We start from the raw sequence: 25,306 nt of genomic DNA on the forward strand, positions 1-25,306 counted from the left end.
CATGGCAGGCCCCGCCCCCCGGAGCGACGCCCCCCCTAGCCCACCCCTGGGGGCCGCACCGGACGCCGCTCCTCCCAGCGGCGGCAAGGAGAACGGGGCGGAAAACGCCTACTGGTGGCGCCTGCTGGGGTTCCATCTCCTGGCCCTAGCGCTCCTGGCCACCTGGGTCTGGCAGAACAACCGGCCGGTGGCCCTGCCCGATGGACCGGCGCCCCCGGCCAGGCTCCAATGCGTTTCCTATTCCCCCTACCACCTGAGCGGCCAGTCCCCCCTGGACCCGGCCTATGTGGCCCCCCCGGCCCAGATCGCTGCAGACCTGGAGCGGCTGGCCCCCCTGACCCGCTGCGTGCGCATCTATTCCGTAGCCCAGGGCCTGGATCAGGTGCTGCCCCAGGCCCGGCGCCTGGGGCTGAAAGTGCTGCTGGGGGCCTGGATCAGCGCCGACCGGGCCCGCAATGCCCAGGAACTGGACCGGGCCATCGCCCTAGCCAACGCCTATCCGGACACGGTGCAAGCCCTCATCGTGGGCAACGAGGTGCTGCTGCGCCGGGAATTGCCGGAAGGGGAACTGGCCCGGCTGATCCGCTCCGCCAAAGCCCGGACCCGGGTGCCCGTCACCTATGCGGATGTATGGGAGTTCTGGCGGCGCCACCGGGGCCTGGAAGGGTCGGTGGATCTGGTCACCGTCCACATTCTGCCCTTCTGGGAAGACCAGCCCGTGCCCCACACCCAAGGTGTGGCCCATGTGGCCCGCATCCTGGCCCTGCTGGGGCAGGAATTTCACAAGCCCCTGCTCATCGGGGAAACGGGCTGGCCCAGCGCCGGACGCCAGCGCCAGGGAGCCCGGGCCGGACCGGTGGAACAGGCCCGCTTTATCCGGGAATTTCTGGTCCAGGCCCAAAACCGGGGCTGGCACTACAACCTGATTGAAGCCATTGATCAGCCCTGGAAGCGCCAGCTGGAAGGCACGGTGGGGGGCTACTGGGGCCTGCTGGACGCCGCCACCCTGGCCCCCAAGTTTCCCTGGCGCGGCCCGGTGGCCGCCGCCCGGGATGGGCGGCCCCTGACCCTGGCCGCCCTGGCAGGGGCTCTGATCCTGGGCCTGGGGGGCCTCCTGGCCCGCTGGCCCGGAGGAGCCACGGCCCAGACCACCCGGGCCTTAATGGGAGCCCTGGCCGGCGCCCTGGTGCTGCTCCAGTATGAGCATGGCCTACAGGCCTACCGCAGCGCCTGGGAATGGCTGATCCTGGGCGCCGTGGCCCTGATGGGCCCGGCCCTCACCCTGGTGCTGGTCCGCTACCCGGAATTGGCAGCCGGAGGGCCGGAGGCCTCCCCGTCCCAAGTTCCGTCCGATGCCTCAAAGGCCTCGTGCCAAGCCCCAGGCGAATCACCAGGCCAAGGCCAGGGCCCTGAAGCTTCCCCAAGCCACGATCCGGCCCCTAACCCCCCCGGACTTCGGGCCGCCAAAAGCTTCAGCCTTCTGCACGGCTTGATACTTTTCGCCGCCGCAGTGGCTGCCCTGCTCCAGGCCGCCGCCCCCCGCTACCGGGATTTTCCCACCCTGCTCTACCTGCTCCCCGCCTTCCTCCTGGGAGCCTGCCGCTGGCTGGCGCCCTGGTCCCAGCGCCGCCCCCTGGGCCGCCGGGTCCGGCTTTTGGCCCTGGTCCTTACCCTGGCGGGCCTCCTGGGCTGGCTGGAAGATCCTGGCAACGGGGAAGCCCAGGCCTGGGGCCTGACCTGCCTGGTCCTGGCGACTTCCACCCTGGGGGGCCGCCGCCCGCCCCTTGAACCTTCCCCTCCCACGCCATGAAAGAAATCGACCTCAATACCTGGAACCGGCGGGAACACTTCGGCTTTTTCCGCCGGGCCGACCTGCCCTTTTACAACGTCACCGCCCCCGTGGACATGACCGGTCTGGCCCGGTACGCCCGAGCCCGGGGCTGGTCCCTCAACCATCTGCTGGTTTTTCTCACGGTTCAGGCCATGAACCGGATCGACAATTTCCGCTACCGACTGCGGGGAGAAACGGTGGTGCTCCATGACCGGCTCCATCCGTCCTTCGCCCATTTGAAGCCGGGAGAGGAGTTGTTTCGCATGATCACTCTGGATTGTGGCGACGACCCGGCCAGCTTCGACGCCCACTGCAAGGCGGAAATCCTGGCTTCCCAAGCCTATTTCGATCTGAGCGCCTTCCAGGGCCGGGATGACTTTGTCTTCATTTCCGCCCTGCCCTGGATTAGCTTCACCGGGGTGGATCACACCCTGAGCCTGAAAAAGGAAGACGCCATTCCCCGGGTCTCCTGGGGCAAGCTCCAGGCCCAGGATGGCCGGGAGCTGCTGCCCTACAACGTCCAGGTCAATCACATGTTTGTGGATGGGCTCCATGTGGGGCGCCTTTTGCAGACCCTGGAAGCCCTAGCCCAGGCCGTCCAGCAAGGCCCTCTGCCCGAGACCGGGCCCCGCCTTTAAGTCCGGCCCGGCGCTGGATTCACCGGCCGGCCGGCCCCGGACCGGCTTCAGCCCGCCCCGTCAGCTCCGGGATCAGCCCCAGGCGTTAGCTCAGGCCTCGGTGCCGCCAGGGCCAGGAGAGCCAGCAGACCGCCCACCGCCGCCCCTTCAAAATCGTAGAGCACCAGCCCGGCGCAGCCCGCCACCAGGCCGATCCAGGCGGGTAGGCGGCGGCGGAAAAAGAAGCCCAGGGCCCCGCCTACCAGCGCCGTTCCACCCAGGCCGTGGTGGCTAAAGAGCAGGGGCACCCCGTCCCGCAAGGCGCAGAGGCCCCACGGCCCTTCCGGGGCGCCGCAACGGCCCGCCCAGGTCTCGGATTCCAACAGGCCGTAGCGCAAGCCCAAGGCCAGCGCCAGGCTGAGGACCAGGGTTCCCACCAGGGCGGGCAGGGAAGGGGGAACAGGGAGGGAACGGCGGCGCAGGCCCATGGCAAAACCGGTAGCAAAAATAGGGAAAAGCCATCTTACCCCGCCGGGTCCGGCCCCTGGCGGGGTCCTAGCCACAATCCAGGGCGTACCAGAGAAACCCGGCCCCGTTCCGATCCCCGATTTCTCCGTGTACCATGGGCTTTCCCCCCGGTCCCGAGGCCCCCATGAGCCCCACCGCCCATCCCCCTGCCCCCGCCTTCGTCCCCCATATTTCCCCCGACCGCACCCGGGAATTACTGGACGGCCTGCTGGAGTACATGCTCAACGGGGTGGCTTTCTGCCAGATGATTTATCGGGACGGTCAGCCCTACGATTACCGCTACCTCTATACCAACCCGGCTTTCCATCGGCAGACGGGCCAGGGGGAGGTGGCGGGCAAGCTGGCCAGCCAGGTCCGGCCCGGTATCCGGGAATCGGATCAGGAACTGCTAACCATCTACGGCCGGGTGGCCCGTAACGGGGAGCCGGAAGCCTTTGAGATGTACATTCCCTCCTTCGGCGAATGGCTGTCCATCTCCGTTTACTGCCCCTTACCGGACCATTTTGTCACCCTTTTCGACGTCATCACCCAACGCAAACGGGGGGAATTTGCCCTGGAAGAACGGGCCACCCAGCTGCGCTTCGTTCTGGAAGGCTCGGAACTGGGCTTCTGGGACTGGAATCTGAGCACCGGGCGAGTGGAGCGCAACGCCCGCTGGGCCCAGATGCTGGGCTACACCTATGAGGAAATCCAGACCACGGCCCAGCAGTGGTCGGATTTCATCCATCCGGACGATCGGGACCGGGCCTGGGCCTCCATCCATGCGGTGGTGGAAGGCCGGGCGGCCGCTCACAAAGAGGAATACCGGATGCGCTGCAAGGACGGCAGCTACCGTTGGATTCTGGACCAGGCCAAGGTCATGGCCCGGGACGACCAGGGCAAGGCCCTGCGCATGTGCGGCACCCACACGGACATCACGGAACGCAAGCTCCTGGAAGAAGAACTGACCCGTCAGGCCCATATCGACTACCTCACCGGGGTCTGCAACCGGGGCCACTTCATGGCCCGGGCAGAGCAGGAGCTGAACCGGGCCAATCGCTACGCCACGCCCCTTTCCCTGTTTATGCTGGACATCGACCATTTCAAGCGCATCAACGACCGCTACGGCCACAAGGTGGGGGATACGGTCCTAAAAACCCTGGCGAGCATCTGCCAGGCCACCCTGCGTCAGGTGGATATTCTGGGGCGCCTGGGGGGCGAGGAATTTGCCGTGCTGCTGCCGGACAGTCCGCCGGAAGCGGCCCGGGAGGCGGCGGAACGGCTCCGGGAAGCCATCGCCCGGGCCAAGGTTCCCCTGGAGGAAGGCCTGCCCGTGCAATTCACCGTCTCCATCGGCGTCGCCGCCCCCACGGGACCGGAGGACAACATCGACGTGCTCCTCAACAGCGCGGACAAGGCCCTCTACTGCGCCAAAAACGGGGGCCGTAACCAGGTCTGCCTCGCCTGACCCGGCCCGGGATAAGCCGGAGGGGCTTGGACACCCCGCCCCGCCGGCCACGCCTGGGTCAGGGGACCAGCGCCCATAGGGGCACCCCATTCCCCGAACCGAGCGATTCCCCCAAAGGAAGGGCCTTCCCGGTCAACCATCGGGCCAAACTAGCCTAGAATGGGCAAGTCATTCACCCCCAAGGGTCCCTGTCGTCCAGACGCGCCAATCCGGCCCCCTAACCGGATTCGGATGCCGGCCCCCCTTGTCGCCGCTATGAAAATCACCCCGCCCATCGCCCTGCGCATGCTGGGAGCCCTGGTTCTGGCCCTGGTCATCGCCGGTCTGCAATACACCCTGTGGGCCAAGGCCAATCAAAGCACCACTATCGCCGACGCCCAGGACACCATCCGGGGCTTTGCCTACGCCGCCTATCGCCGGGACGAAAGTCCCCTGAAACAGACCTATCCCACTCCCCAGGAAATTTCCGACGACCTGGATCTGCTCTCCCAGACCGCTGGACGGGTGCGCACCTATAGCGCCCTGGAAAATCCTTCGGTCATTGATCTGGCCTACGAACACAGCATGCGCCTCACCCTGGGGGCTTGGCTCTCCAAGGACCAGGCCCGCAATGAGCGGGAGCTGGCCGCCGCCATCCGCACCGCTCTGGATAACCGGCATGTGGAACGGGTCATCGTGGGCAATGAAACCGTGCTCCGGGGCGACCTCACGGTGCCCGAACTGGAGGCCTACCTGGACCGGGCTCGGGCCGCCCTGCACCACATTCCCGTGTCCACCGCCGAGCCCTGGCACGTCTGGCTGCGCAACCCGGGCCTGGCCCGCCACGTGGATTTCATCGCCGTCCATCTCCTGCCCTACCACGAAGGGGTGCCCGTGGCCCAGGCGGTGGATTACGCCATGGAACGCTACCGCCAGCTGGTACAGGCCTTCCCGAAAAAGCGGGTGGTGATCGGGGAAATCGGCTGGCCCAGCAACGGCCCCATCATCGGCGGAGCGGTGCCCTCCGTGGCTAACCAGGCCCGCTTTATCCGGGAATTTCTGGCCACCTCCCGGGACATGAACCTGGATTATTTCCTCATGGAGGCCTTCGACCAGCCCTGGAAAATCGACGTGGAAGGCTGGGCCGGGGCCTACTGGGGACTCTACAACGCGGACCGGGAACTGAAATTTCCCCTGGAAGGGGACGTGATCCGGGACGTGCACTGGCAGGACAAGGCCTGGATCGCCGCCCTGCTAGCCTTCGTGCCCATGGTCCTGGTGGCCTATTTCCTCCCCGGCTGGGGCTTTGCCGGGCGCCTCTGGCTATGCCTGCTGATCCAGGCCTGCACCACCACCCTGGTAATCGGCATGAGCGTGCCCGTGGATTACTACCTGACCCGGCGGGATTTACTCGGACTGGTGATTCTCACCCTGGCCACGGTAATCACCGTGGCCGTGCTCCTTTCCCATGGCTTTGAATTCGGGGAAGTGCTCTTCAAGGGCCGCTGGCTGCGCCATTTCGAGCCCCTGCCGCCGCCCCGGGAGGAGGAAGAGCCTTTTGTGTCTATCCATCTGGCCTGCTGCAATGAGCCGCCGGACATGGTCATTGCCACCATCGACAGCCTGGCCCGGCTCCATTACCGCCATTTCGAGGTGCTGGTAATCGACAACAACACCACCGACGAAGCCCTGTGGAAGCCGGTGCAAGCCCATATGGCGGGCCTGGGCCCCAATTTCCGCTTTTTCCACCTGCTGCCCTGGCACGGCTTCAAGGCCGGAGCCCTGAATTTCGCCCTGGAACACACGGATCCCCGGGCCCAGGTGGTGGGGGTGGTGGATGCGGATTATGTGGTGGAACCGGACTGGCTGGCCTGTCTGGTGGGCCATTTCGCCGCCCCGGAAGTGGCCGTGGTGCAAGCGCCCCAAGCCCACCGGGAGTGGCAAAACCAGCCCTTCCGGCGCATGTGCAACTGGGAATTCGACGGCTTTTTCCGCATCGGCATGCACCACCGCAATGAGCGCAATGCCCTGATCCAGCACGGCACCATGACCCTGGTGCGGCGCTCTGCCCTGGACCGGGTGGGGGGCTGGTCCGAGTGGTGTATCTGTGAAGACACGGAACTGGGCCTGCGCCTCATCGAGGCGGGCAACGAAACCCGTTATGTGGACTGCGTCCTGGGCCGGGGCCTGACTCCGGCGGACTTTGCCGCCGCCAAATCCCAACGCATGCGCTGGGCCTTCGGTGCCATGCAAATCCTCAAGCACCATCTGCCCCGGCTGGTGGGCCAGAGCCGCCTCAACCTGGCCCAGCGCTACCACTTCCTCACCGGCTGGTTTTCCTGGTTCGGGGACGCCCTCCAACTTATTTTCGCCTTCGCCTCCATCGCCTGGACCGTGGGCATGCTGGCCGCCCCAAAATCCTTCGGCCTGCCCGTGGCCATGATGGTGGTGCCCATCCTGGGGTTCATGGCCTTCAAAGCCGCCCTGGGCCCCATTCTCTACCGGCGCACCATGGATTGTCCCTGGGCCGACATCGCCGGGGCCTCCCTGCTCTCTGTGGGCCTCTCCCACGCCATCGCCCGGGGGGTGTTCACCGGGCTCATCAAACGCCACGGAGAATTCGTGCGCACCCCCAAGGGCTGGAAGGCCAAGGGCCGCTTTGCCTTCTTTGGCCCCATCCGGGAGGAACTGGGCCTACTCCTGGCCCTGCTCACCTGTATGGGGGCCATGATCTGGATGCGGGGCCTGGCGGACTTGGAAGCCCTGGTGTGGATTGGGGTGCTGGCCCTGGAATCCCTGCCCTACTGGGCCGCCCTGGGCTGCCAGATCGCCGCCTATTGGCCGGAACAAATCCCGGATAGGGGGGAACCGGCAGGGGCCCACCGGGTCTGAAAGCAGTATGGAAACCCTTGCCCCCTACGTCAGCGCCATTCTGGAGCGCCCCAGCCCCCACCCCATCGCTACCCGGGAAACGGCCAAGGAACAGTGGCCAGACCAGGGTTTCACCGTCTGCCGGGAAACCACCACCTACCGCTTCCACAACGGGGTGGTCATACGCCGTACCGTGGAACAGGATGATTTCCCATCGGACCTGGCCTGCGCCGAATGCTGGATCACCTACGAAGTCCTGGCCCAGGGCCCGGGCACTCCCCCCATCCAGCCCGCCAAACAGGTCTTCCAGAACACCTGTCGGGAAGCCTTCTGGCTCCAGTACCACAGCGCCTAAAGCCCCCTCTCCCCTTTTCCCCGCCGGAGTCAAACCATGGCCGATCAACCGGATCTCTACACCATCCCCCTGGAACGCCTGAACGGAGAACCCGCCACCCTGGGGGATTACGCCGGGCGGGTGCTGCTCATCGTCAATACGGCCAGCCGCTGCGGCTTTACCCCCCAGTATCAGGGGCTGGAAGCCCTCCACCGCCGCTACGGGGACCAGGGGCTCACGGTCCTGGGCTTTCCCTGCAATCAGTTCGGCGGCCAGGAGCCGGGAGACGCCGCAGAAATCGGCGCCTTTTGCGAAAAAAATTACGGGGTAAGTTTTCCCCTCTTCGCCAAAATCCAGGTGAACGGCCCCCAGGCCCATCCCCTTTACCAGGCCCTCAAGGCCGCCGCCCCCGGGGTACTGGGCAGCGAGGCCATCAAGTGGAACTTCACCAAATTCCTGGTGAATCGCCAGGGCCGGGTCACCCAGCGCTACGCCCCCACCACCCGGCCCGAGGAACTGGCCGGGGATATTGAAGCCCTGCTCCAAGCCTAGATTGGGAGCCACGCCGGAAGGCTCTGGCTTGGGTGCGGGTGCGGGTGCGGGTGCGGGTGCGGGTGCGGGTGCGGGTGCGGGTGCGGGTGCGGGTGCGGGTGCGGGTGCGGGCAAAAAAAAATGCCCCGGGCCTTCAACCGGGGCAAAAGGCGATTTCCAAAAGCAAGGGAGTCTTTGGAAACCGGGGACCAGCGCCGGGCCCCTGGGAAGGGGGCGCCGGGCGCCGTCTTCAGCGTTGCTTAACGGGGAACAGCCCCCTTTAGTGCCGGGTCTGGGAGGTACCGGAAGCGTCCTCCTTGGCGTCAAAGCTCATGGCCGCCACCACGGCCAGCAGAATGGCCATGACGGTGCCGAGAATCCAGGCGAAATACCACATATCAATCTCCTTGGGAGGGGGTAAGGGCGCCATGGCCTGCGCCATGGTCGCAATGACAATCGGTGGGGCGGGTGGGGGCCGAGGCGTGGCCCGCCAGATACTGGGCCACAGCCCGGGCCGGATCGGCCTCTTCCGTGAGATAGGCCTCGATGCCGAACTGGGCCAGACGGCGCCGCACCCCATCCCCCATGCTGGCGGCGATGAGGGCCACGGCCTGACCCAGGGGATGTTCCGGGCCCAGGGCCGCTTCGTGGAGCACCGCTTCCGGGGCCAGTTCCAGTTCCCCCACCGGCTGGGGGGCGCCCAGTTCAAAGAGCGTGAAGCGGCGGCAGCGTCCGGCGTGGCCGGTGACGGTGCGCCGGTTCTGGCTCGCCACGGCGATGTAGCGGGCCCGAGGGTTATAGCTTTGGGGCAGAGGGGCAGCCATAGTCAGCCTTTCTCCTGTTCATCCGCCCCGATCAGCAGGCGGGTTTCCGCCAAATAGCGGTAGAGGGGCACATCCAGGTTGGTGGGGGCCGGTTTGTTGCGGAACACCCGCCCGGCCAGATCAAAGGTGGAGCCGTGGCAGGGGCAGAGAAAGCCCCCGGGCCAGTCGGGCCCCAGACCAGAAACCGCTCCGGCGGCAAATTTCTCCGAGGGGGAGCAGCCCAGATGGGTGCAGATACCCACCAGCACCACCACTTCCTGATTACGGGAACGCCAGGGATTGCGGGCGTAGGCGGGCTGGTTGGAATGGGCGGACACCGGGTCCGCCAGCATGGGCTCAGCGGCTTTCAGGGAAGCCAGCATGGCCGGGGTGCGGCGCAGGATCCACACCGGCTTGCCCCGCCATTCCACGGTGAGCAGTTCCCCGGGGGCCAGCTTGCCAATATCCACCTCCACCGGGGCGCCGGCCGCCCGGGCCCGGGCTGAGGGCAACAGGCTGGCGACAAAGGGAATGGCGGTCACCGTCAGGGCCGCCCCGCCCAGGGCGGAAGTGGCCAGCAGCCACTGGCGCCGGGCCGGATCGGCGGGGGCCCCGCCAAAACTGGCCCCCTGGGGCAGGGAACATTTGCAGGTGCAGTCAGCCATGGTTCGCCTCCCTCAGTAAGCGCTATGGTCGTTGTTGCGGATAAAGGACAGGGTGACCTTGCCCGCCATGACCTTGTAGGCCCAGCTGGTGTAAATGATGATGAGGGGCATGAAAATCACCGTGGCCCCCAGCATGACCCCCAGGGAAAGCCGGGAGGACACCGCATCCCACACCGTAAGGCTACTCACCGGGTCCGTGGAGGACGGCAGGATGAAGGGGAACAGGGAAGCCCCGGCGGTGCCGATAATGCCGGTCATGGCCAGGGCGGAGGCCACGAAGGCCCAGCCCGGACGCCGGGCCAGCGCCCCCACCAGGCCCAGCACCAGGCCGGCAAAGCCCAGGGCGGGCAGCACCTTCATGGCCGGGAAGACGGCGTAATTGGCCAGCCAGCCCCCGGCCAGGGAAGTCACCTGCTTGTCGATAGGATTGGGCAGGCCCCCCGGATCGGCGTGGGTCAGCACATAACCGGGCAGCTGGGCCAACCACAGGCCGGCAGCGGCAAAGCCCAGAATGGCCACCAGGCCGAAAATCAGGGCGGCCTTGCGGCTCCGTTCATATACCTCCCCTTCCGTACGCAGCATGAGGTAATGGGCGCCGTGGGCCGTAATCATGGCCGTACTCACCACCCCGGCCAGGAGGGCGAAGGGGGTCAGGAGGCCCCAGAAGCTGCCGGTATAGAAGGAGCGCAGGGTGTCGTCAAAGTGGAAGGGCACCCCCAGGAACAGGTTGCCGAAGGCCACCCCGAAAATCAGGGGAGGCACGGCGCCGCCGACGAAGAGGCCCCAGTCCCAGGTTTTGCGCCAGGTGGGATGGGCGATCTTGCTCCGATAGTCAAAGCCCACGGGGCGGAAGAACAGAGCCCAGAGCACGGCCAGCATGGCCCAGTAAAAGCCGGAAAAGGCGGTGGCATAAACCAGGGGCCAGGCGGCGAAAATGGCGCCGCCCCCGGTGATGAACCACACCTGATTGCCGTCCCAGTGGGGCCCCACCGTATTGATCACCACCCGCCGTTCCTCGTCCCCTTTGGCGACGAAGGGCAGCAGGGTGCCCACCCCCATGTCGTGGCCGTCCATGATGGCAAAGCCCACCAGCAGGACCCCCACCAGCAGCCACCAGATGAGCTTGAGATTGGCGTAATCGAACAAAGCAAGCATCACATTCTCCTTATTGGGCCGCCGTCACCGGGGTAGGGGCCGGTCCATGGGATTCCGGGCCCAGGCGGGCAAACTTGAACATCAGGAACATTTCCACCACCAGAAGCAGGGTGTAGAAGCCCACGAATCCGGCCAGGGAGCCGTACAGGCTGGCCACGCTCAGGGTGGAGGAAGAAAGATGGGTGGGCAGTACGCCGAAAATGGTCCAGGGTTGACGACCGTATTCCGCCACAAACCAGCCCATTTCCGCCGCCAGCCAGGGGGTGGGGATGAACCACAGGGCCCATTTGAGCAGCCAGGTCTTGTCCTGGAGATTGCCCTTTAGGCTGTAGTAGAGGGACAGGACAAAGAGCAGGAAGAAGGCGAAGCCCAGGAGCACCATGAGGCGGAAGGTGAAGAACAGGGGCGCGACGTGGGGAATGGTGTCGGCAGCGGCCTGATCCAGCATGGCCGGGGTGGCGGCGGTCACCTTATCCGTATATTTCTTCAACAGCAGGCCAAAGCCCAGGTCCGCCTGGTGGGCCTTAAAGACCGCCTGAGCGTCCTGATCCTGGGGATGCTTGCGCAGGGTGCTGAGGGCTTCCACGGCCAGGGCGCCGGAGGCGATCCGTTCCCGGTTGCGGGCCTGTACCTGATCAATGCCGGGGATTTGCTTATCCACGGAACGGGTGCCGATCAGGCCCATGACCCAGGGAATTTCCACGGCGTAATGGTTGGTACGGTGCTCTTGATCCGGAATGGCGAACAGGGTGAAGGAGGCGGGAGCCGGTTGGGTCTGCCACATGGCTTCAATGGCGGCCATCTTGGACTGCTGGGATTCGGACACCGTGTAGCCGGACTCATCCCCCAGCACGATCACCGAACAGGCGGCGGCAAAACCGAAGGCGGAAGCAATGCGGAAGCTGCGCAGGGCAAATTCCACATGCTTGCGACGCAGGAGATAGAAACTGGAAATGCCCAGCACAAACACGGAAGCGGTCACATAACCGGCGGACACCGTGTGCACGAACTTGGCCTGGGCCGTGGGATTAAACACCACTGCCCAAAAATCCGTGAGTTCCATGCGCATGGTGGTGTAGGAAAACTCAGAACCCACCGGGTCCTGCATCCAGCCGTTGGCCACCAGAATCCACAGGGCGGAAAGATTGGAGCCCAAGGCCATGAGGCAGGTCACCATAAGGTGCTTGCCCTTGGAAAGCCGCTCCCAGCCGAAAAAGAACAGGCCCAAGAAGGTGGATTCCAGGAAAAACGCCATCAGCCCTTCAATGGCCAGGGGGGCGCCGAAAATATCTCCCACGTAATGGGAGTAATAGGCCCAGTTGGTGCCGAACTGGAATTCCATGGTAATGCCCGTGGTCACCCCCAGGGCAAAGTTGATGCCGAAGAGTTTGCCCCAGAATTGGGTCATTTCCTGGTAAATGGTGCGTCCGGTGAGAACGTAGGTGGTCTCCATGATGACCAGCAGGAAAGCCAGGCCCAGGGTCAGGGGCACGAAGAGAAAATGGTACAGGGCGGTGGCTGCGAATTGCAGACGGGACAGATCCACCAGTGCTTCGGTTGGCATACGCCTTACTCCTTGCGACGGCTAGAAGAGGAAACGGGGGCGTCCCCGGGCCCGGCAACCGGGTGGGGAGAAACAGTCGACCGATCGAGCAGGCCCTGGGCTACCGTCCGGGAATCCAGGACGGGCCGCTGTGCCGGCCGGAAAAAGGCATACCACAAGGCCGACAGCAGAATCACCTTGATCAGGAGAATCCACGCCAGCTCGCGTACAAGACGGGAACGAGGTCGAGAGGGGGTCATATCTGGTACTTTCGATCAACTGTTTCGGTCTCTTCTATATCAAGACCCGTGCCAACCCGGATGTAACAATTTTTCTTGATATAAATCATTGCATTGCCATAGGCATTTGCTGTTTCACGATAGGTCCTGGCCGATACCCGATAGGGAGCTGCGCCAATTTTGACGCACTCCGTGCCGGATTTGACTTAAACTCTCTTCCATCCCCCCTTGGTCAAGCACCGTCTGGCCCGGCCCGTCAGCCTGTCCGGCCATTTCCCGGCCCCGGCCCCGGCCCCGGCCCCGGCCCCGGCCCCTGCCCCCGCGCCGCCCGGACCCAGGATCGTCCCCAACCCTGCGCCCCATCCCATGCCCAGCTCCCAGTCCAACCCCACGGACAAGCCCATGTCCTCCCCCGAATTACCCCCCTCCCCGGCCCTGGCCGAACTTATCGCCTTCATCCATTCCCTGCCCGAACCCCGGGTCATCATGGACGGCAGCTATCACATCCTGGCCGCTAATCCGGCCTATTGCCGGGAATTTGAGGCACCGGACGGCCAGGCCCTGGCCGGTAAGCGCTGTTTTGAAGTGTCCCACCGCATCCAGGTGCCTTGCGACCAGGCCGGGGAATCCTGTCCCCTGGCCCTCAGCCGCCGCCAGGGCATCCCCTACCGGATGCTGCACCAGCACCACACCCGCCGGGGGGAAGAGCATGTGGAGGTGGAAATCACCCCGGTGGTCTTCGAAAACGGCCAGCCCCGTTACTTTGTGGAAACCCTCCACATCGTCCGTCAGGCCAGTGTCCAACCCGCCGCCCAGGGCCTGGTAGGCCGCTCCCCCGCCTTTGTGGACATGCTGGAAAAGGTCATGCGGGTAGCCCCGGCGGACGCCACCGTGCTGCTCCTGGGGGAAACGGGGACGGGCAAGGAACTGGTGGCCCATGCCATCCACGAGGCCAGCACCCGGGCGGAAGGCCCCTTCGTGGCGGTGGACTGCGCCGGGCTCACGGAAACCCTGTTTGAGAGCGAACTCTTCGGCTATGAAAAAGGCGCCTTCACCGGCGCCGCCCACCGCAAGGCCGGGCTGGTGGAAGCGGCGGCGGGGGGCACCCTGTTTCTCGACGAAATCGGCGAATTGCCCATCTCCCTCCAGGTAAAACTGCTGCGCCTCCTGGAAACGGGCACCTACCGCCGGGTGGGGGGCCTGGAAACCCTACGGGCCAATTTCCGCCTGGTGTCCGCCACCCACCGCCACCTGCCCGCCATGGTGGCCCGGGAAGAATTCCGCCGGGACCTCTACTTCCGCATCAACACCTTCCCCATCCAGACCCCGGCCCTCCATGAACGGCCCGAGGATATTCCCCTCCTGGCCCAATCCCTGCTGGGACGGGTGGATCGGCGGGCCGGGCGCCATTTCACGCCCCAGGCCCTGGACTGGCTCGCCCGGCGCCGCTATTCGGGCAATATCCGGGAACTGCGCAACATCATCGAGCGGGCCACCCTGATGAGCGACGGGGAACTTCTGGATGCCCCGGATATGGAAAGGGTCATCGACCCAGGCCATCAGGTGCTTCTGGATCAGCACCAGGACGATCCCCAGGCCTTCCGCCAAAATCGCCTGGTGCCCCTGCCGGAACTGGAACAGGCCTACCTGGAATGGGCCCTGGCCCGGCTCCAGGGCGACATGGGCCGGCTCGCCGAAAGCCTGGGCATCAGCCGCCGCACCCTGTACCGGAAATTGCAACGGCAGGAGGGCGGGGAAGAAGGAACGGCGGGGGATTGAGGGTAGGCTAAAGCCAGGCGGGTCAAGGGCGGAAACGGAGCCCCACCTGCTCCCCATTCCCCCGGGGCCATTCCTCTCCGCCCTGCCCCGCTCCTCTCTCTGCTTCCCTTGCCTCCCTGCCCCACCGTTTCCGCCTTTCCGTCTGCCACTATTCCCCCGCCAGCCCCCCGCCCTGCCTCTCCCGCTTCTCCTGCCTGTCCCCTGGTGCCTCATTACTCCTGTCGTACCGCCCCCCAGGCCAACCTCACCGCCCAGGGCCGCCCTCGCTACCCCTCGCGCCCTTCCGCCATCGCCCCTGGGGCAGCGCCGAGCCCCCCTATTTTCCCCAATCCGCCCCCCCAAAACCCTTCTTTTCCCCCGGAGACCCCAAAGTCCCTGTTTTTCCCCGGGCCACACCAAGTAAAATGGCCCCTGACCCGGCCGGGCGCCCTTTGCCCGGCCCTTCCTTTTTCCCTCAACCGGATGAGACACACCGCGCCATGGCCCAGTACGTAATGTCGATGCTCCGCGTGTCCAAGGTGGTTCCGCCCAAGCGGCAGATCATCAAGGACATTTCCCTTTCCTTTTTCCCCGGCGCCAAGATCGGCCTGCTCGGTTTGAACGGCGCGGGCAAATCCACCGTGCTGCGCATCATGGCGGGGGAGGACAAGGATTACGAAGGGGAGGTGCAGTGGCAGCCCAACCTGAAGATCGGTTACCTGCCCCAGGAACCGGCCCTGGACCCGGCCAAGACGGTGCGCCAGGAAGTGGAAGGGGGCCTAGGGGATTTGGTGGAGGCCCGGCAGAAGCTGGAAGAGGTTTATGCGGCCTACGCGGAACCGGAGGCGGACTTTGAAAAGCTGGCGGAGGACCAGGCCCGCTACGAGGCCATCATCGCCGCCGCGGGTAGCGATGTGGAAAATCAGATGGAAGTGGCCGCCGACGCCCTGCGCCTACCCGCCTGGGACGCCCTGATTCAGCACCTGTCCGGCGGGGAAAAGCGTCGGGTGGCCCTATGCAAGCTGCTCCTCTCCAAGCCGGACATGCTGCTCCTGGACGAACCCACCAACCACCTGGACGCGGAATCCGTGGAATGGCTGGAGCAGTATCTGCACCGCTTCCCCGGCACCGTGGTGGCCATTACCCACGACAGGTACTTCCTGGACAACGCGGCGGAATGGATTCTGGAACTGGACCGGGGCCAGGGCATTCCCTGGAAGGGCAATTATTCCTCCTGGCTGGAACAGAAGGAAAACCGGCTGGCCCAGGAAGCCAAGCAGGAAGCCGCCCGCATCAAGGCCATGAAACAGGAACTGGAATGGGTGCGGCAGAACGCCAAGGGTCGCCAGGCCAAGTCCAAGGCCCGTCTGGCCCGCTTTGAGGAACTCTCCAGCTACGAGTACCAGAAGCGTAACGAAACCCAGGAAATCTTCATTCCCGTGGGGGAACGGCTGGGCAACGAGGTGATCGAATTCCAGGGAGTTTCCAAGGCCTTCGGCGACCGGCTGCTGATCGACGACCTGTCCTTCAAGATTCCCCCGGGAGCCATCGTGGGCATCATCGGCCCCAACGGAGCGGGGAAATCCACCCTGTTCCGCATGATTACGGGCCAGGAGCAACCGGATGGGGGCACGGTGAAAATCGGCCCCACGGTGCACATGGCCTATGTGGATCAAAGCCGGGAAAACCTGTCCGGGGACAAAACCGTATTCGAAGAACTTTCCGGCGGCGCGGACGTGCTGACCATCGGTAAGTTCGAAATGCCCAGCCGGGCCTACATCGGCCGCTTCAATTTCAAGGGTGGCGACCAGCAGAAGCAGGTGGGCAAGCTCTCCGGCGGGGAACGGGGGCGGCTGCATCTGGCCAAAACCCTCATGACCGGGGGCAATGTGCTGCTCCTGGATGAGCCCTCCAATGACTTGGACGTGGAAACCCTGCGGGCCCTGGAAGACGCCCTCCTGGAATTCCCCGGCTCAGTCATGGTGATCAGCCATGACCGGTGGTTCCTGGACCGGATCGCCACCCACATTCTGGCGGCGGAAGGGGAATCCCAATGGACCTTCTTCGCCGGGAATTACCAGGAATACGAGGAAGATAAGCGTCGCCGGTTGGGTGAGGAAGGGGCAAAACCCAAGCGCCTGCGCTACAAGCCCATCCACCGCTAGTAGGGCGAAACACCAGGGCGCCCCGGCGCCCTTTTCTTTTCCCTTCGTTTCCTTTTATAACAAGTCCAAAAATATGCACCCCCAACGCCCCCTTGCTCCACCCCTGCTCGCCCTGGCCCTGCTAGGCCTCAACGCCGCTCCGGCCCTGGCTGCCCCGGACGAAATCCAGGTCTATACGGAAGAAATGGACGATCCAGGCCAGTTTGGCCTGGAGCTCCACGTGAACTATTCCGCCGTGGGCAAAACCCAGCCCGCCTATCCCCACCAGACCCCGCCCAACCACGTGCTCCAGGTAACACCGGAGTTTTCCTACGGCATTACACCCAATCTGGAAGCCGGGCTCTACGTTCCTTTTGCCATCGCTCCGGACGGCAGAAGCTACGAAAACGGCCTGCGGGGACGGCTCAAATACATGGCTCCCCGGCCCGACGGTTCCCCCTTCTTCTGGGGCCTGAATGTGGAACTGGGCCATTCCTCCGCCCGGGTTTCGGAAAGCCAGACCACCCTGGAAATTCGCCCCATCATTGGCTACCGGGACAAAAACTGGCTGGCGGACATTAACCCCATCCTGGATGCCAATCTTTCCGCCAACACCAGCCGGGTCCCCGCATTCGAGCCGGCGGTGAAGGTCAGCCGCCATCTCCAAGGGGAAACCTGGGCCGGCCTGGAGTATTACGGCAGCTATGGCCCCATCAAACACCTCAGCCAGGGGGCAGACCAGTCCCATTACCTCTTTGGCGCCGTGGATTTCGCCTATCGGGGCTATGACTTCAACTTGGGCATTGGCCGGGGCTATGCCGCCGCCGATGACAAGTGGGTGATCAAAGGTATCATTGCCTTTCCCTTCTGAATCCGCCGCCCGGGGCCGATCCCCGGGATGCATCCCTATGCCTTTGGCCCTATACTTCCGGAACAGCACACCTGACGCGGCCCTGACCAACGCCGCCGGGGGACTTTTGCCACCCCGGCCCATGCGAGACCCTTCATGACCCCCCTCGGCTTTTCCCCCGCCCTTCCCCCCGGAGTGGACCGGTGGTGGCAGCTTTTCAAGCAGGATGTGCTGCCTCCCCTGGTGCTGGCCCTGGTGTGCTGGTTCGGGTCCGACGTCAATTACCTGCTCTTCCACACCCTGGCCGAGGGCAGTTCCATCCTCATCGCCCTCACCGCCCTGACGGTGGCCACCACCTCCCTGCGCTTCACCCGCAACCACTTCGTTGTTTATCTGGCCGTCGCCCTGGGCTGGTGCGCCCTACTGGATGCCTTCCATACCCTGGTGTTCAAGGGCATGGATGTCATCCCCGTCACCAGCGCCAACATGGCCACCCAGTTCTGGGTGGCCGCCCGCCTGCTCCAGGCCCTGGCCTTCCTCACCGCCCCCCTGATGCTGCGCCACCCCCTGCGCCTGGGAGCCATGCACCTGATCTACGGCAGCCTGGCCGTGAGCGCCTGTCTGCTCATCCTCACCGGCCATTTTCCCGTGGCCTACGTGGACGGCCAGGGTCTTACCCCCTTCAAGATTGGGGCCGAATACGGGGTCATCCTGGCCCTGGCCCTGACCCTGGTGCTGCTTTGGCGTCAGCGCCGGCTGGTGGCCCCCCATCTGTTCTACAGCATGGCCGCCACCCTGGTGGTCACCATGGCCTCCGAACTGGCCTTCACCCAGTATGTGAGCGTCTATGCCCATGCCAACCTGATCGGCCACCTGCTGAAAATTTTCGCCTACTGGTTCCTCTTCTACGCCCTGGTCCAGCACACCCTGCGGGAACCCTTCAGCATGTTGAGCCGGGCCGCCAGCACCTATGAGGCGGTGCCCGACCCCACCCTGATCATGGACGACCGGGGCACCATTCTCCAGGCCAACGGGGCCGCCGCCCGCCACACCGGGCTGGCGGTGGAGCAACTGGTGGGCCGCTCCAGCCACCAGCTATTCCACGAGGCGGAGCTGAAACAGGAAGCCTGTCCGGTCTGCGCCCAACTGGCCTCCCGAACCCAGACCTTTCTCATGGAAATTCCCCGGGAAGGGGGACGCAGCTATGTGGAATGCAGCGTCGCCCCCCTCACCCGCCACAGCTGGCTCCAGGTGATCCGGGACATTACGGACCGGAAACAGCTGGCCACGGAGCGGGAGGCCCTGTTGCGGGACCTGAGCAAGCGTATCCAGGAACTCACCTGCACCTACGCCATGTCCCAGCTCATCGAAAAGCCGGGGCTGCAACCGGACAATCTTCTGGAAGGCATCGCCGCCCTCCTGCCTGCCGCCTTCCGCTGGCCCAAGGAGCTCCACGCCCATGTGGCGAGCGACTGGGGCCAATTCGGCCACATGTTGCCCGACGCCCTGCCCCCGGAACGGCTGGAGCGGCCCATCCTGGTGGATGGCCGCCAGCGGGGAAGCCTGGTGCTGTGGTACGAACCGGGCAGCCACCCGGGCGTCCAGCCCTTCCTGCCGGAGGAAAACGTGCTGGCGGACAGCGCCGCCCAGCGCCTGGGAGAAACCCTGGAGCGGCTTCAGGGGGCGGAGACCATCCAGCGCCTGTCCTACCTCTACGCCATGCTGAGCGGCACCAACCGGAGCATCATCCACTGCAAATCGGAAAACGGGCTGCTGGATTCCCTGTTCCAGACCCTGGTGGCCCATGGTCCGTTCCCCATGCTGGCCATCGCCCGCACGGACAACGGCCACCTGCCCCTGCTCATCACCCACGCCCACGGTATCTCGGACGGGGCCCGGCTCTATCTGGCCCAGGCCCTCAGCGATCCCCGCAGCCACTTCGGCGCCCTCTGGCCCGATATTGCGGCCGGGCAGGTGATCTACCACCCGGTGGCGGAGGAAGGCGCGCCGGAGACCACCGCCTGCGCCGCCTGGCACGGCTATCTCCAGGAACAGGGCATCACCCAGTTCGCCATCATGCCCCTCATGCGGGAAGGGGAAGTGCTGGGCGTGGTGGCCCTTTACGCCCGGGGCCACGCCCTCTTCGACCAGCAGCAGCTCCAGCTCCTGGAGGAAATGACCTCGGACCTGGGCTTTGCCCTCAATAAGCTGATCAGTGAAAAGCTGCGGGAAGAGGCGGAAAAGCAGGCCAGCCTGTCAGAAGGACGCTTCCGGGAAGTGTTTCAGGCCTCCCCCCTGCCCATCCAGATCCGCTCCCTAAGCACCCACGTGATCCGGGCCATCAACCGGGCCCACGAAGCCTGGCTGGGTTACAACCTGGACGACATCGGCACGGAAAAGCAGTGGTACGACCAGGCCTATCCAGACCCCACCATTCGGGCCCGGGCCCAGACCAACTGGCAGGAAGATTTAAGCCGTTACCTGTCCGGGGAACCCCTGCGTTCCGAGGAAATGCTCATCACCTGCAAGGGCGGCCAGCAGCGCATCGCCCAGGCCACCATTACGGTGGTGGGGGACGACGCCCTCCTGGCCTGGACCGATCTCACGGAAATCCGCCGCAGCGAACAGACCCTGCGGGAAAGTGAACAGCGTTTCCGTTGCATGATCGAGCAGACCGTCACCGGCATCTGCGTCATCCGGGATGACCACTTCATCTACGCCAATCCCCGTTTCTGCGAACTGGTGGGTTGGGGGGAAGACCAGCTCCTGGGCCAAAGCGCCCGGGATTTGATGGGCAATGACGCCGCCGTGCGGCAAACCCTGGAGGCCACCCGGGCCCGTCTGGACCGGGGGGAACACAACCTGAACCTGCGGGTTTCCCTGCACCGGCGGGATGGCAGCCAGGTGGATCTGGAGCTTTACGCCAGCCCCATCACCTGGAACGACGGCCACCCCGCCCATATCGTCATGGCCCAGGACATTACGGACAGCCGCATTGCGGAAGCCCAGATCGCCAATTACGTGAAGCAGCTGGAAGCCTCCATGAAAGCCACCTTCCAGGCGGTTTCCAACATGGTGGAACTGCGGGACCCCTATACGGCGGGCCATGAACGGCGGGTGGGCCTGCTGGCCGGGGCCATTGCCCGGGAAATGGGCTGGCCAGAACACCGGTGCGAAAACCTGGAACTCACCGGGCTGGTGCACGACATCGGCAAAATCGCCGTGCCCTCGGAAATTCTCACCAAACCCACCCGTTTAAGCCCCCTGGAAATGGAGCTGATCAAGGTCCATGCCCAGGCTGGCTACGAAATTCTCAAGGATGTGCCCTTCGCCGCCCCGGTGGCGGAAACCATCCGCCAGCACCACGAGCGCATGGACGGCAGCGGCTACCCCCGGGGCCTGAAGGCGGCGGACATTCTGCCGGAAGCCCGGGTACTGGCGGTGGCCGACGTTATCGAATCCATGTCCGCCCACCGGCCCTATCGCCCGGCCCTGGGCATTGACGCCGCCCTGGAAGAAATCGAAAAGGGCCGGGAACGGCTCTATGACCCGGAAGTGGCGGACGCCGCCATCCGCCTGATCCGGGACAAGCACTACCGGATTCCCGAGTAAGGCCCGCCTCACTTCTCCCCCATGCCCTGGATCATGGTCGTGGGGGTATCGGAGGAAAGAAAGGCCTCCACCTCCGGCGCCATGGCCCGGATCAGGCCGGTCATAAAGCGGTGCACCCCGGCAGCCGCCCGGCGCCGGTTCCACACCAGATGCACCGGGGTATGGAGAATGTCCCGGGGCAGGGGCTCGATGCGGAACAGGGAATGGCCCACGAAGAGGCGGGTGATGAGCCGGGGCAGGATGGCCACCACCGGGCTCTGGGCCACGATGTGGGGCACCGCCAGCAGGCCCGAGGCAGACACCACCACCCGGCGGTTCAGACCATGGCGCCGGAAGGCCTCTTCCACCGCATTGCCCATTTCCCCCCCCACATAGGTGGTGCTCACCTGATCATGGCGAGCCAGTTCCGCCAGATCGGGCCGGGGAGGCAGACGCAGCTGGTCCGGGCAATAAAGGCAGTCGAAGGAGGAAGTCAGCAGGTAAGCCGCCTCATGGCGGGAAGCCAGGTGGGGCATAAAACCGGCGATGGCCAGATCGATGCTACCCTCGTCCAGGGCCCCCAAAAGCCGGGCGCCGGGCAGGGAATGGACCCGCAGGCGCAGCCGGGGCGCCTCCCGGCTCACCGCCAGCATAAGCCGGGGCAGCCAAATGGCCTCAAAGGGGTCGGGCATGGCCAGATTGAATTCCCCTTCCACCCGGGCCGGATCAAAGGGCAACTCCGGGCTCACCAGGGCCTTGGCGGCCCCCAGGAGCTGGTGCACCGGTTCCCCCAGGGCCAGGGCCCGGGGGGTGGGACGCATGGTCCCCTGCTCCCTCACAAACAGGGGATCGTTAAAAAGCTGGCGCAGCCGCCCCAGGGCGTGGCTCACCGCCGGCTGGCCCAGGCACAGGGCCCGGGCCGCCGCGCTGACCCCCCCTTCCCGCAGGAGAGCATCGAAGACCACCAGCAGGTTCAAATCCACATGGCGGAAATCCACGGGAGTAAAATCGATGTCGTTCATAAAACAAATTAAAACAATCAATTTATTTAATATACACAGGGCTCCGTATACTGCCAACCTGGCTGGAGGCGCGGCGGATTAGGATATCGCCGGGAAAAGGCCGGTACGGGAGGATCTCGGGCGCGGGCATCCGGTCCGGCCCCCTTTTTCCGATAACGCCCGCTGCGCCCTCCCGCCCATTCCGGCCCAGGACCGAACGCTCCGGCGCCCGGCCATTTCCGGATATTCCCCCCTTCCCCGTTGCCGATCCGGCTGTTTCGGGGCGACCGCCACCAGGGCGCCGCCCCGCTCCCGTGTGCACCGGGCCTGGGCAGGGACACTAAAACAAAAGGTTTTCCCCCATGGAGTCATTGTGCAAGTCACCCTGTTGCAACTGATCACCATCCATTGTCTGGTGGTGATTGAGTATTTGCAGAACATTTCCATCGCCTTTGCCGCTTCCTACATCATGGGGGGCATCAGCGCCGCCCCGGAGGAATTCAGTCTGGCAGCGGCGGCCTATGCCAGCACGGCCATTTTCATGGTGGTGCAGCACCAGTTCTGGGTGGAACGGCTGGGCTACCGGCGCTTTGTCCGCTACTCCCATATCATCTATGCCCTGGGGGCCTGTCTCTGCGCCCTTTCCAACACCCCGGGGGAATTCATTTTCGCCCGGGTGATCCAGGGCCTGGGAGGCGCTACCTTCTTCACCGCCGCCCGGCTGCTGGTCAATCACTTCTGCATGGGCAAGGAACGCATCCTGGGCATCCGCTTCTTTGCCAGCGGCCTGCTTCTGGGCTCTAGTCTGGCGCCCCTGCTGGGAGCCTGGCTGGTGAGCAACTGGGGCTGGCAGAGCCTGTTCTGGGCCATGGCGCCGATCCTGGCGGTGAGCCTCACCCTGTGTGAGCTGACCCTGCCGGGCAAGCTGGACAAGAGCGAAACCCGCAGTAGCGCCCACCTGGGAGGGCTGCTCTGCCTGGTGGCCGGGGCCATCGCCATCCAGTACGCCCAGGAGCGCAGCCAGTACGACCTGTTCAGCCAGCCGCTCCATCTGTGGATCATCGGACTCCTGGGGGTGGCCGGGGTGCTGGCCTTTATCCGCATTGAATGGCACCGCTCCCAGCCCCTCATTGCCTACCAGTCCCTGATGAATACCCGCTTTGCCGTGGGGATGGGCCTCTATTTCCTGCTCTTTGTGGTGGCCAACGCCAACAACTACATCCTGCCCGTCTTCATCGAAAAGGGCCTGGGCTTCGATGTGCCCAGCGCCGGCTGGATTATTTCCGTCACCTCCCTGGTGGGGGTGCCGATCATGTTTTTCCAGACCTCTGCCCTGGCCCGCTTCCTGCCCAGCTTGCGGGTCATGCTCATCGCCACCTTCGGCCTGCTGGTACTCTTTGCCATCGGCCTCTCCCAAGTCTCGGAACAGGGCAATCTGGGGGCCCTCACCCTGCCCCTGCTGGCCTTCAGCGCCTTCACCTCCCTGGGCCTGGGCTACGCGGCCCAGAGCAGCTTTTCGGCGGTGGACCCCACGGCCTTTTCCCACGCCTACCAGACCAAGAACGTGATTCGGGAGCTGGCCAATTCGGGGGGCATTTCCATGGCCACCATGGTTCTCCAGTCCCGGTCCACGGTCCATTACGCCCGGCTCACGGAACAGGTGAATCCCTACAATCCCTGGTATCAACCGGCCCTGGATCAGTTGCAACAGGTTCTGGGCAGCCAGGGGGCGGCCATCGCCAAGTTAGGTGCCATCCTCAGCCAGCAGGCCACCTTCATGGCCTGTATCGACTACTTCCGGCTTACCGTGCTCATCGCCCTGGCGGCCATGGCCATGCTCTGGTTTCAGCGGGTATTGAAGTAGGCCCAGGCTCCCGGGCCCCTTTCCCTATTGCAGGGTAGTCCGCCATCCCTGACGCAGGGTCTGGAACCAGCCCAGGCAAAGGTCCCAGGCCCGGCTTTCCACGTAGTGGTAAAACAGGGCCCCGGCGGCCAGACTGGTGAGCCAGGCCGCCCCCATACCCATGGCCGCAAGCCAGGGAGAACCGACCACGTAATCCACCAACACCCCGTTTACCACCAGGCAGACGGGGAAATGGACCAGGAAGACGGAATAGGAAATACGGGCCAGAAAGGCCACCCAGGCCCATTGGGGCCAGCGCTCCAAATAGCCGGAACGGCGCGCCCAGGCAAGGGACAGGGCGACCATCAAGGCCACCGCAATACGCACCCGGAAATCCACCCCCAGGGCCAGCAGGGTAGCCACGCACATCAACCCCAGCCAGAAGGGCCGCCGCCCCGGATTGGTGGCCCAATAGGCCAGACTGCCCAGGCCGTAGGCCCCGGCGAAATAGAGGGCCCAGTTGTCCCACTCCCCATCCCGGTTGAAATAGAACAGGGACGCTAAAGCCAGACCCAGCACCGCCATGCGCCCCAGGGCCGCCCCCTGGGTACCCCGGCCCCAAACCCGGCGGGTGGCCCAGAGCACCAGGACCAGCAGGGCGAAGAGCTGAAAGTCGATGGCCACATACCAGACCCCGGCGGACAGGGCATCCACATCCAGAATGTTCTGCAACAACAGCACGTGGGCCAGACACTGGCCCGCCGTAGGCGCCCCGGGAATGGAATCATGATCCATGCAGCTCCGGGCCAAAGCCGCCCCCACCACGGCCAGCACCAGCGCCGCGCCAAAGGGCAAAACCAGGCGCAGATAGCGCTTGGCGATAAGACTCAAGGGATGGGGACTGAGCAGTTCCCCCTGGGGCGCCAGTCCCCGGGCCGCAAGAAAGCCCCCCACCACGAGAAAGGCCTGGACTGCCACCCGGGCATAGTCGCTGAACCAGTGCATGAGGCCAGGAGCCAGGGACTGGGCCACATCGGAAAGGGGCCCGTAAAAAGCCAGATGATGAAAGATGATGAGCTGGGAAGCGACCGCCTTGAGGACGTCAACGAAAACCAGCCGCGATGGTGCTGCGCGCATGGGCAAAACCTGCGAAAGGGGAAAGGGCCGCCCCATGGGCGACGGAGAAATCCAAAAAATAGGGCAAGAAAGCACGGGCCACCCCGGTCCGGAGCGCCCCAAGTCCCTTGGAGAAACCAGATAAACCAAGCGCCATCGGGCAAATTAGTCAGCTTGGCGTCAGGATTCTAACCCAGGGGCGGACCAGGGGGGTAACCGGGCGCCCCGGGTATGCCATTGAGAAGCCGCATGTCTACAGCTTTTCCTGCCCCTTTCCCCGGCAGTGCGGAGCCATACCCTTCCCCTCCGGGCCTTCGGCGCCAGGAACTCGCCCTCTCGCCCTCTCGCCCTCTCGCCATTTTCCCCTTTTCCCATTTTCCCCTTTTCCCCTTTTCCCCTTTTCCCCTTCGGTCCCTCAGCCCCTTCCGGGCAGAAACCAGTGGGGACCATCACTAAGCTG

At 64.9% G+C, this 25,306-nt stretch carries 20 protein-coding genes; 11 read left to right on the forward strand and 9 right to left on the reverse strand.

All coding sequences use genetic code 11. The features are described 5' to 3' along the window. The first annotated feature begins 1 nt into the window (after nucleotide 1). Together Azoinq_RS15030 and Azoinq_RS00595 are read left to right on the forward strand one after the other, a co-directional pair. The gene (locus Azoinq_RS15030; RefSeq protein ID WP_269751301.1) at nucleotides 2-1,810 is read left to right on the forward strand and encodes a glycoside hydrolase family 17 protein; all 1,809 of its coding nucleotides are present in this window, start codon (nucleotides 2-4) and stop codon (nucleotides 1,808-1,810) included. Then, complete coding sequence (locus Azoinq_RS00595) at nucleotides 1,807-2,469, forward strand: chloramphenicol acetyltransferase (protein ID WP_216127941.1); 663 nt, start codon at nucleotides 1,807-1,809, stop codon at nucleotides 2,467-2,469. Before Azoinq_RS15030 ends, Azoinq_RS00595 begins: the two co-directional genes overlap by 4 nt. Nucleotides 2,470-2,516: 47 nt before the next feature. Here Azoinq_RS00595 and Azoinq_RS00600 read toward each other — a convergent pair whose 3' ends face one another. Next, nucleotides 2,517-2,936, reverse strand: a complete 420-nt coding sequence (locus tag Azoinq_RS00600; protein ID WP_216127939.1) for a hypothetical protein — start codon at nucleotides 2,934-2,936, stop codon at nucleotides 2,517-2,519. Between the two features lie 164 nt (nucleotides 2,937-3,100). Here Azoinq_RS00600 and Azoinq_RS00605 point away from each other — a divergent pair, with 164 nt between their 5' ends. The 4 genes from Azoinq_RS00605 (at nucleotide 3,101) to Azoinq_RS00620 (ending at nucleotide 8,159) form a co-directional block, all read left to right on the forward strand. Next, complete coding sequence (locus Azoinq_RS00605) at nucleotides 3,101-4,423, forward strand: sensor domain-containing diguanylate cyclase (protein WP_216127937.1); 1,323 nt, start codon at nucleotides 3,101-3,103, stop codon at nucleotides 4,421-4,423. A gap of 255 nt (nucleotides 4,424-4,678) precedes the next feature. Continuing rightward, the gene (locus Azoinq_RS00610) at nucleotides 4,679-7,294 is read left to right on the forward strand and encodes a glycosyltransferase family 2 protein (protein WP_216132329.1); all 2,616 of its coding nucleotides are present in this window, start codon (nucleotides 4,679-4,681) and stop codon (nucleotides 7,292-7,294) included. Between the two features lie 7 nt (nucleotides 7,295-7,301). Then, nucleotides 7,302-7,628 (forward strand): hypothetical protein, encoded by a 327-nt coding sequence (locus Azoinq_RS00615; protein WP_216127935.1) that lies wholly within the window; start codon nucleotides 7,302-7,304, stop codon nucleotides 7,626-7,628. 36 nt (nucleotides 7,629-7,664) lie between these two features. Beyond that, a complete protein-coding gene (locus tag Azoinq_RS00620; RefSeq protein ID WP_216127933.1) occupies nucleotides 7,665-8,159 on the forward strand; it encodes a glutathione peroxidase in 495 nt (164 codons plus the stop codon). A gap of 259 nt (nucleotides 8,160-8,418) precedes the next feature. Here Azoinq_RS00620 and cydX read toward each other — a convergent pair whose 3' ends face one another. Genes cydX through cydP form a run of 6 tightly spaced genes read right to left on the reverse strand, consistent with a single transcriptional unit; the run spans nucleotide 8,419 to nucleotide 12,564 of the window. Beyond that, a complete protein-coding gene (cydX, locus tag Azoinq_RS00625; protein WP_216127931.1) occupies nucleotides 8,419-8,535 on the reverse strand; it encodes a cytochrome bd-I oxidase subunit CydX in 117 nt (38 codons plus the stop codon). A 1-nt stretch (nucleotide 8,536) separates the two neighbouring features. Beyond that, nucleotides 8,537-8,962 (reverse strand): NifB/NifX family molybdenum-iron cluster-binding protein, encoded by a 426-nt coding sequence (locus Azoinq_RS00630; RefSeq protein ID WP_216127929.1) that lies wholly within the window; start codon nucleotides 8,960-8,962, stop codon nucleotides 8,537-8,539. Between the two features lie 2 nt (nucleotides 8,963-8,964). Next, nucleotides 8,965-9,606 carry a ubiquinol-cytochrome c reductase iron-sulfur subunit gene (gene petA, locus Azoinq_RS00635; RefSeq protein ID WP_216127927.1) on the reverse strand — a complete coding sequence of 214 codons (642 nt, stop codon included), beginning with the start codon at nucleotides 9,604-9,606 and terminating at the stop codon, nucleotides 8,965-8,967. Between the two features lie 12 nt (nucleotides 9,607-9,618). After that, nucleotides 9,619-10,761, reverse strand: a complete 1,143-nt coding sequence (cydB, locus tag Azoinq_RS00640; protein ID WP_216127925.1) for a cytochrome d ubiquinol oxidase subunit II — start codon at nucleotides 10,759-10,761, stop codon at nucleotides 9,619-9,621. Nucleotides 10,762-10,771: 10 nt separating this feature from the next. Beyond that, nucleotides 10,772-12,325, reverse strand: a complete 1,554-nt coding sequence (locus Azoinq_RS00645; protein ID WP_216127923.1) for a cytochrome ubiquinol oxidase subunit I — start codon at nucleotides 12,323-12,325, stop codon at nucleotides 10,772-10,774. Nucleotides 12,326-12,330: 5 nt separating this feature from the next. Next, nucleotides 12,331-12,564 (reverse strand): cytochrome oxidase putative small subunit CydP, encoded by a 234-nt coding sequence (gene cydP, locus Azoinq_RS15185; protein WP_408627084.1) that lies wholly within the window; start codon nucleotides 12,562-12,564, stop codon nucleotides 12,331-12,333. Nucleotides 12,565-12,909: 345 nt separating this feature from the next. On the opposite strand from cydP, the gene Azoinq_RS00650 reads away from it, so the two are divergent. From Azoinq_RS00650 to Azoinq_RS00665, 4 genes are all read left to right on the forward strand, one after another. After that, nucleotides 12,910-14,322 carry a sigma-54 interaction domain-containing protein gene (locus Azoinq_RS00650; protein WP_269751302.1) on the forward strand — a complete coding sequence of 471 codons (1,413 nt, stop codon included), beginning with the start codon at nucleotides 12,910-12,912 and terminating at the stop codon, nucleotides 14,320-14,322. Between the two features lie 479 nt (nucleotides 14,323-14,801). Further along, nucleotides 14,802-16,466 carry an energy-dependent translational throttle protein EttA gene (ettA, locus tag Azoinq_RS00655; RefSeq protein ID WP_216127921.1) on the forward strand — a complete coding sequence of 555 codons (1,665 nt, stop codon included), beginning with the start codon at nucleotides 14,802-14,804 and terminating at the stop codon, nucleotides 16,464-16,466. A 73-nt stretch (nucleotides 16,467-16,539) separates the two neighbouring features. Next, a complete protein-coding gene (locus Azoinq_RS00660; protein WP_216127919.1) occupies nucleotides 16,540-17,316 on the forward strand; it encodes a hypothetical protein in 777 nt (258 codons plus the stop codon). A 135-nt stretch (nucleotides 17,317-17,451) separates the two neighbouring features. Further along, nucleotides 17,452-20,907, forward strand: a complete 3,456-nt coding sequence (locus Azoinq_RS00665) for an MASE3 domain-containing protein (protein WP_216127917.1) — start codon at nucleotides 17,452-17,454, stop codon at nucleotides 20,905-20,907. An 8-nt stretch (nucleotides 20,908-20,915) separates the two neighbouring features. On the opposite strand, the gene Azoinq_RS00670 is transcribed toward Azoinq_RS00665, so the two are convergent. After that, on the reverse strand, nucleotides 20,916-21,908 hold the full coding sequence (locus Azoinq_RS00670; protein ID WP_216127915.1) for a LysR family transcriptional regulator: 993 nt from the start codon (nucleotides 21,906-21,908) through the stop codon (nucleotides 20,916-20,918). Nucleotides 21,909-22,260: 352 nt separating this feature from the next. On the opposite strand from Azoinq_RS00670, the gene Azoinq_RS00675 reads away from it, so the two are divergent. Beyond that, nucleotides 22,261-23,751: an MFS transporter gene (locus Azoinq_RS00675; RefSeq protein WP_216127913.1), complete on the forward strand. Its 1,491-nt coding sequence runs from the start codon at nucleotides 22,261-22,263 to the stop codon at nucleotides 23,749-23,751. Nucleotides 23,752-23,775: 24 nt separating this feature from the next. On the opposite strand, the gene Azoinq_RS00680 is transcribed toward Azoinq_RS00675, so the two are convergent. After that, a complete protein-coding gene (locus Azoinq_RS00680) occupies nucleotides 23,776-24,867 on the reverse strand; it encodes an acyltransferase family protein (RefSeq protein ID WP_216127911.1) in 1,092 nt (363 codons plus the stop codon). Nucleotides 24,868-25,306: the final 439 nt, after the last annotated feature.

Origin of the sequence: Azospira inquinata (genome assembly GCF_018905915.1) — a bacterium.
In the GTDB taxonomy this organism is placed as follows: domain Bacteria; phylum Pseudomonadota; class Gammaproteobacteria; order Burkholderiales; family Rhodocyclaceae; genus Azospira; species Azospira inquinata.

Coding starts and splice junctions, on each gene's coding strand:
- Azoinq_RS00645 (WP_216127923.1), bottom strand. CDS start 12,325: ATGCCAACCGAAGCACTGGTGGATCTGTCCCGTCTGCAATTCGCAGCC.
- Azoinq_RS00680 (WP_216127911.1), bottom strand. CDS start 24,867: ATGCGCGCAGCACCATCGCGGCTGGTTTTCGTTGACGTCCTCAAGGCG.
- cydX (WP_216127931.1), bottom strand. CDS start 8,535: ATGTGGTATTTCGCCTGGATTCTCGGCACCGTCATGGCCATTCTGCTG.
- Azoinq_RS00665 (WP_216127917.1), top strand. CDS start 17,452: ATGACCCCCCTCGGCTTTTCCCCCGCCCTTCCCCCCGGAGTGGACCGG.
- Azoinq_RS00620 (WP_216127933.1), top strand. CDS start 7,665: ATGGCCGATCAACCGGATCTCTACACCATCCCCCTGGAACGCCTGAAC.
- cydP (WP_408627084.1), bottom strand. CDS start 12,564: ATGACCCCCTCTCGACCTCGTTCCCGTCTTGTACGCGAGCTGGCGTGG.
- cydB (WP_216127925.1), bottom strand. CDS start 10,761: ATGCTTGCTTTGTTCGATTACGCCAATCTCAAGCTCATCTGGTGGCTG.
- ettA (WP_216127921.1), top strand. CDS start 14,802: ATGGCCCAGTACGTAATGTCGATGCTCCGCGTGTCCAAGGTGGTTCCG.
- Azoinq_RS00615 (WP_216127935.1), top strand. CDS start 7,302: ATGGAAACCCTTGCCCCCTACGTCAGCGCCATTCTGGAGCGCCCCAGC.
- Azoinq_RS00605 (WP_216127937.1), top strand. CDS start 3,101: ATGAGCCCCACCGCCCATCCCCCTGCCCCCGCCTTCGTCCCCCATATT.
- Azoinq_RS00595 (WP_216127941.1), top strand. CDS start 1,807: ATGAAAGAAATCGACCTCAATACCTGGAACCGGCGGGAACACTTCGGC.
- Azoinq_RS00600 (WP_216127939.1), bottom strand. CDS start 2,936: ATGGGCCTGCGCCGCCGTTCCCTCCCTGTTCCCCCTTCCCTGCCCGCC.
- Azoinq_RS00630 (WP_216127929.1), bottom strand. CDS start 8,962: ATGGCTGCCCCTCTGCCCCAAAGCTATAACCCTCGGGCCCGCTACATC.
- petA (WP_216127927.1), bottom strand. CDS start 9,606: ATGGCTGACTGCACCTGCAAATGTTCCCTGCCCCAGGGGGCCAGTTTT.
- Azoinq_RS00670 (WP_216127915.1), bottom strand. CDS start 21,908: ATGAACGACATCGATTTTACTCCCGTGGATTTCCGCCATGTGGATTTG.
- Azoinq_RS00650 (WP_269751302.1), top strand. CDS start 12,910: ATGCCCAGCTCCCAGTCCAACCCCACGGACAAGCCCATGTCCTCCCCC.
- Azoinq_RS00610 (WP_216132329.1), top strand. CDS start 4,679: ATGAAAATCACCCCGCCCATCGCCCTGCGCATGCTGGGAGCCCTGGTT.
- Azoinq_RS15030 (WP_269751301.1), top strand. CDS start 2: ATGGCAGGCCCCGCCCCCCGGAGCGACGCCCCCCCTAGCCCACCCCTG.
- Azoinq_RS00660 (WP_216127919.1), top strand. CDS start 16,540: ATGCACCCCCAACGCCCCCTTGCTCCACCCCTGCTCGCCCTGGCCCTG.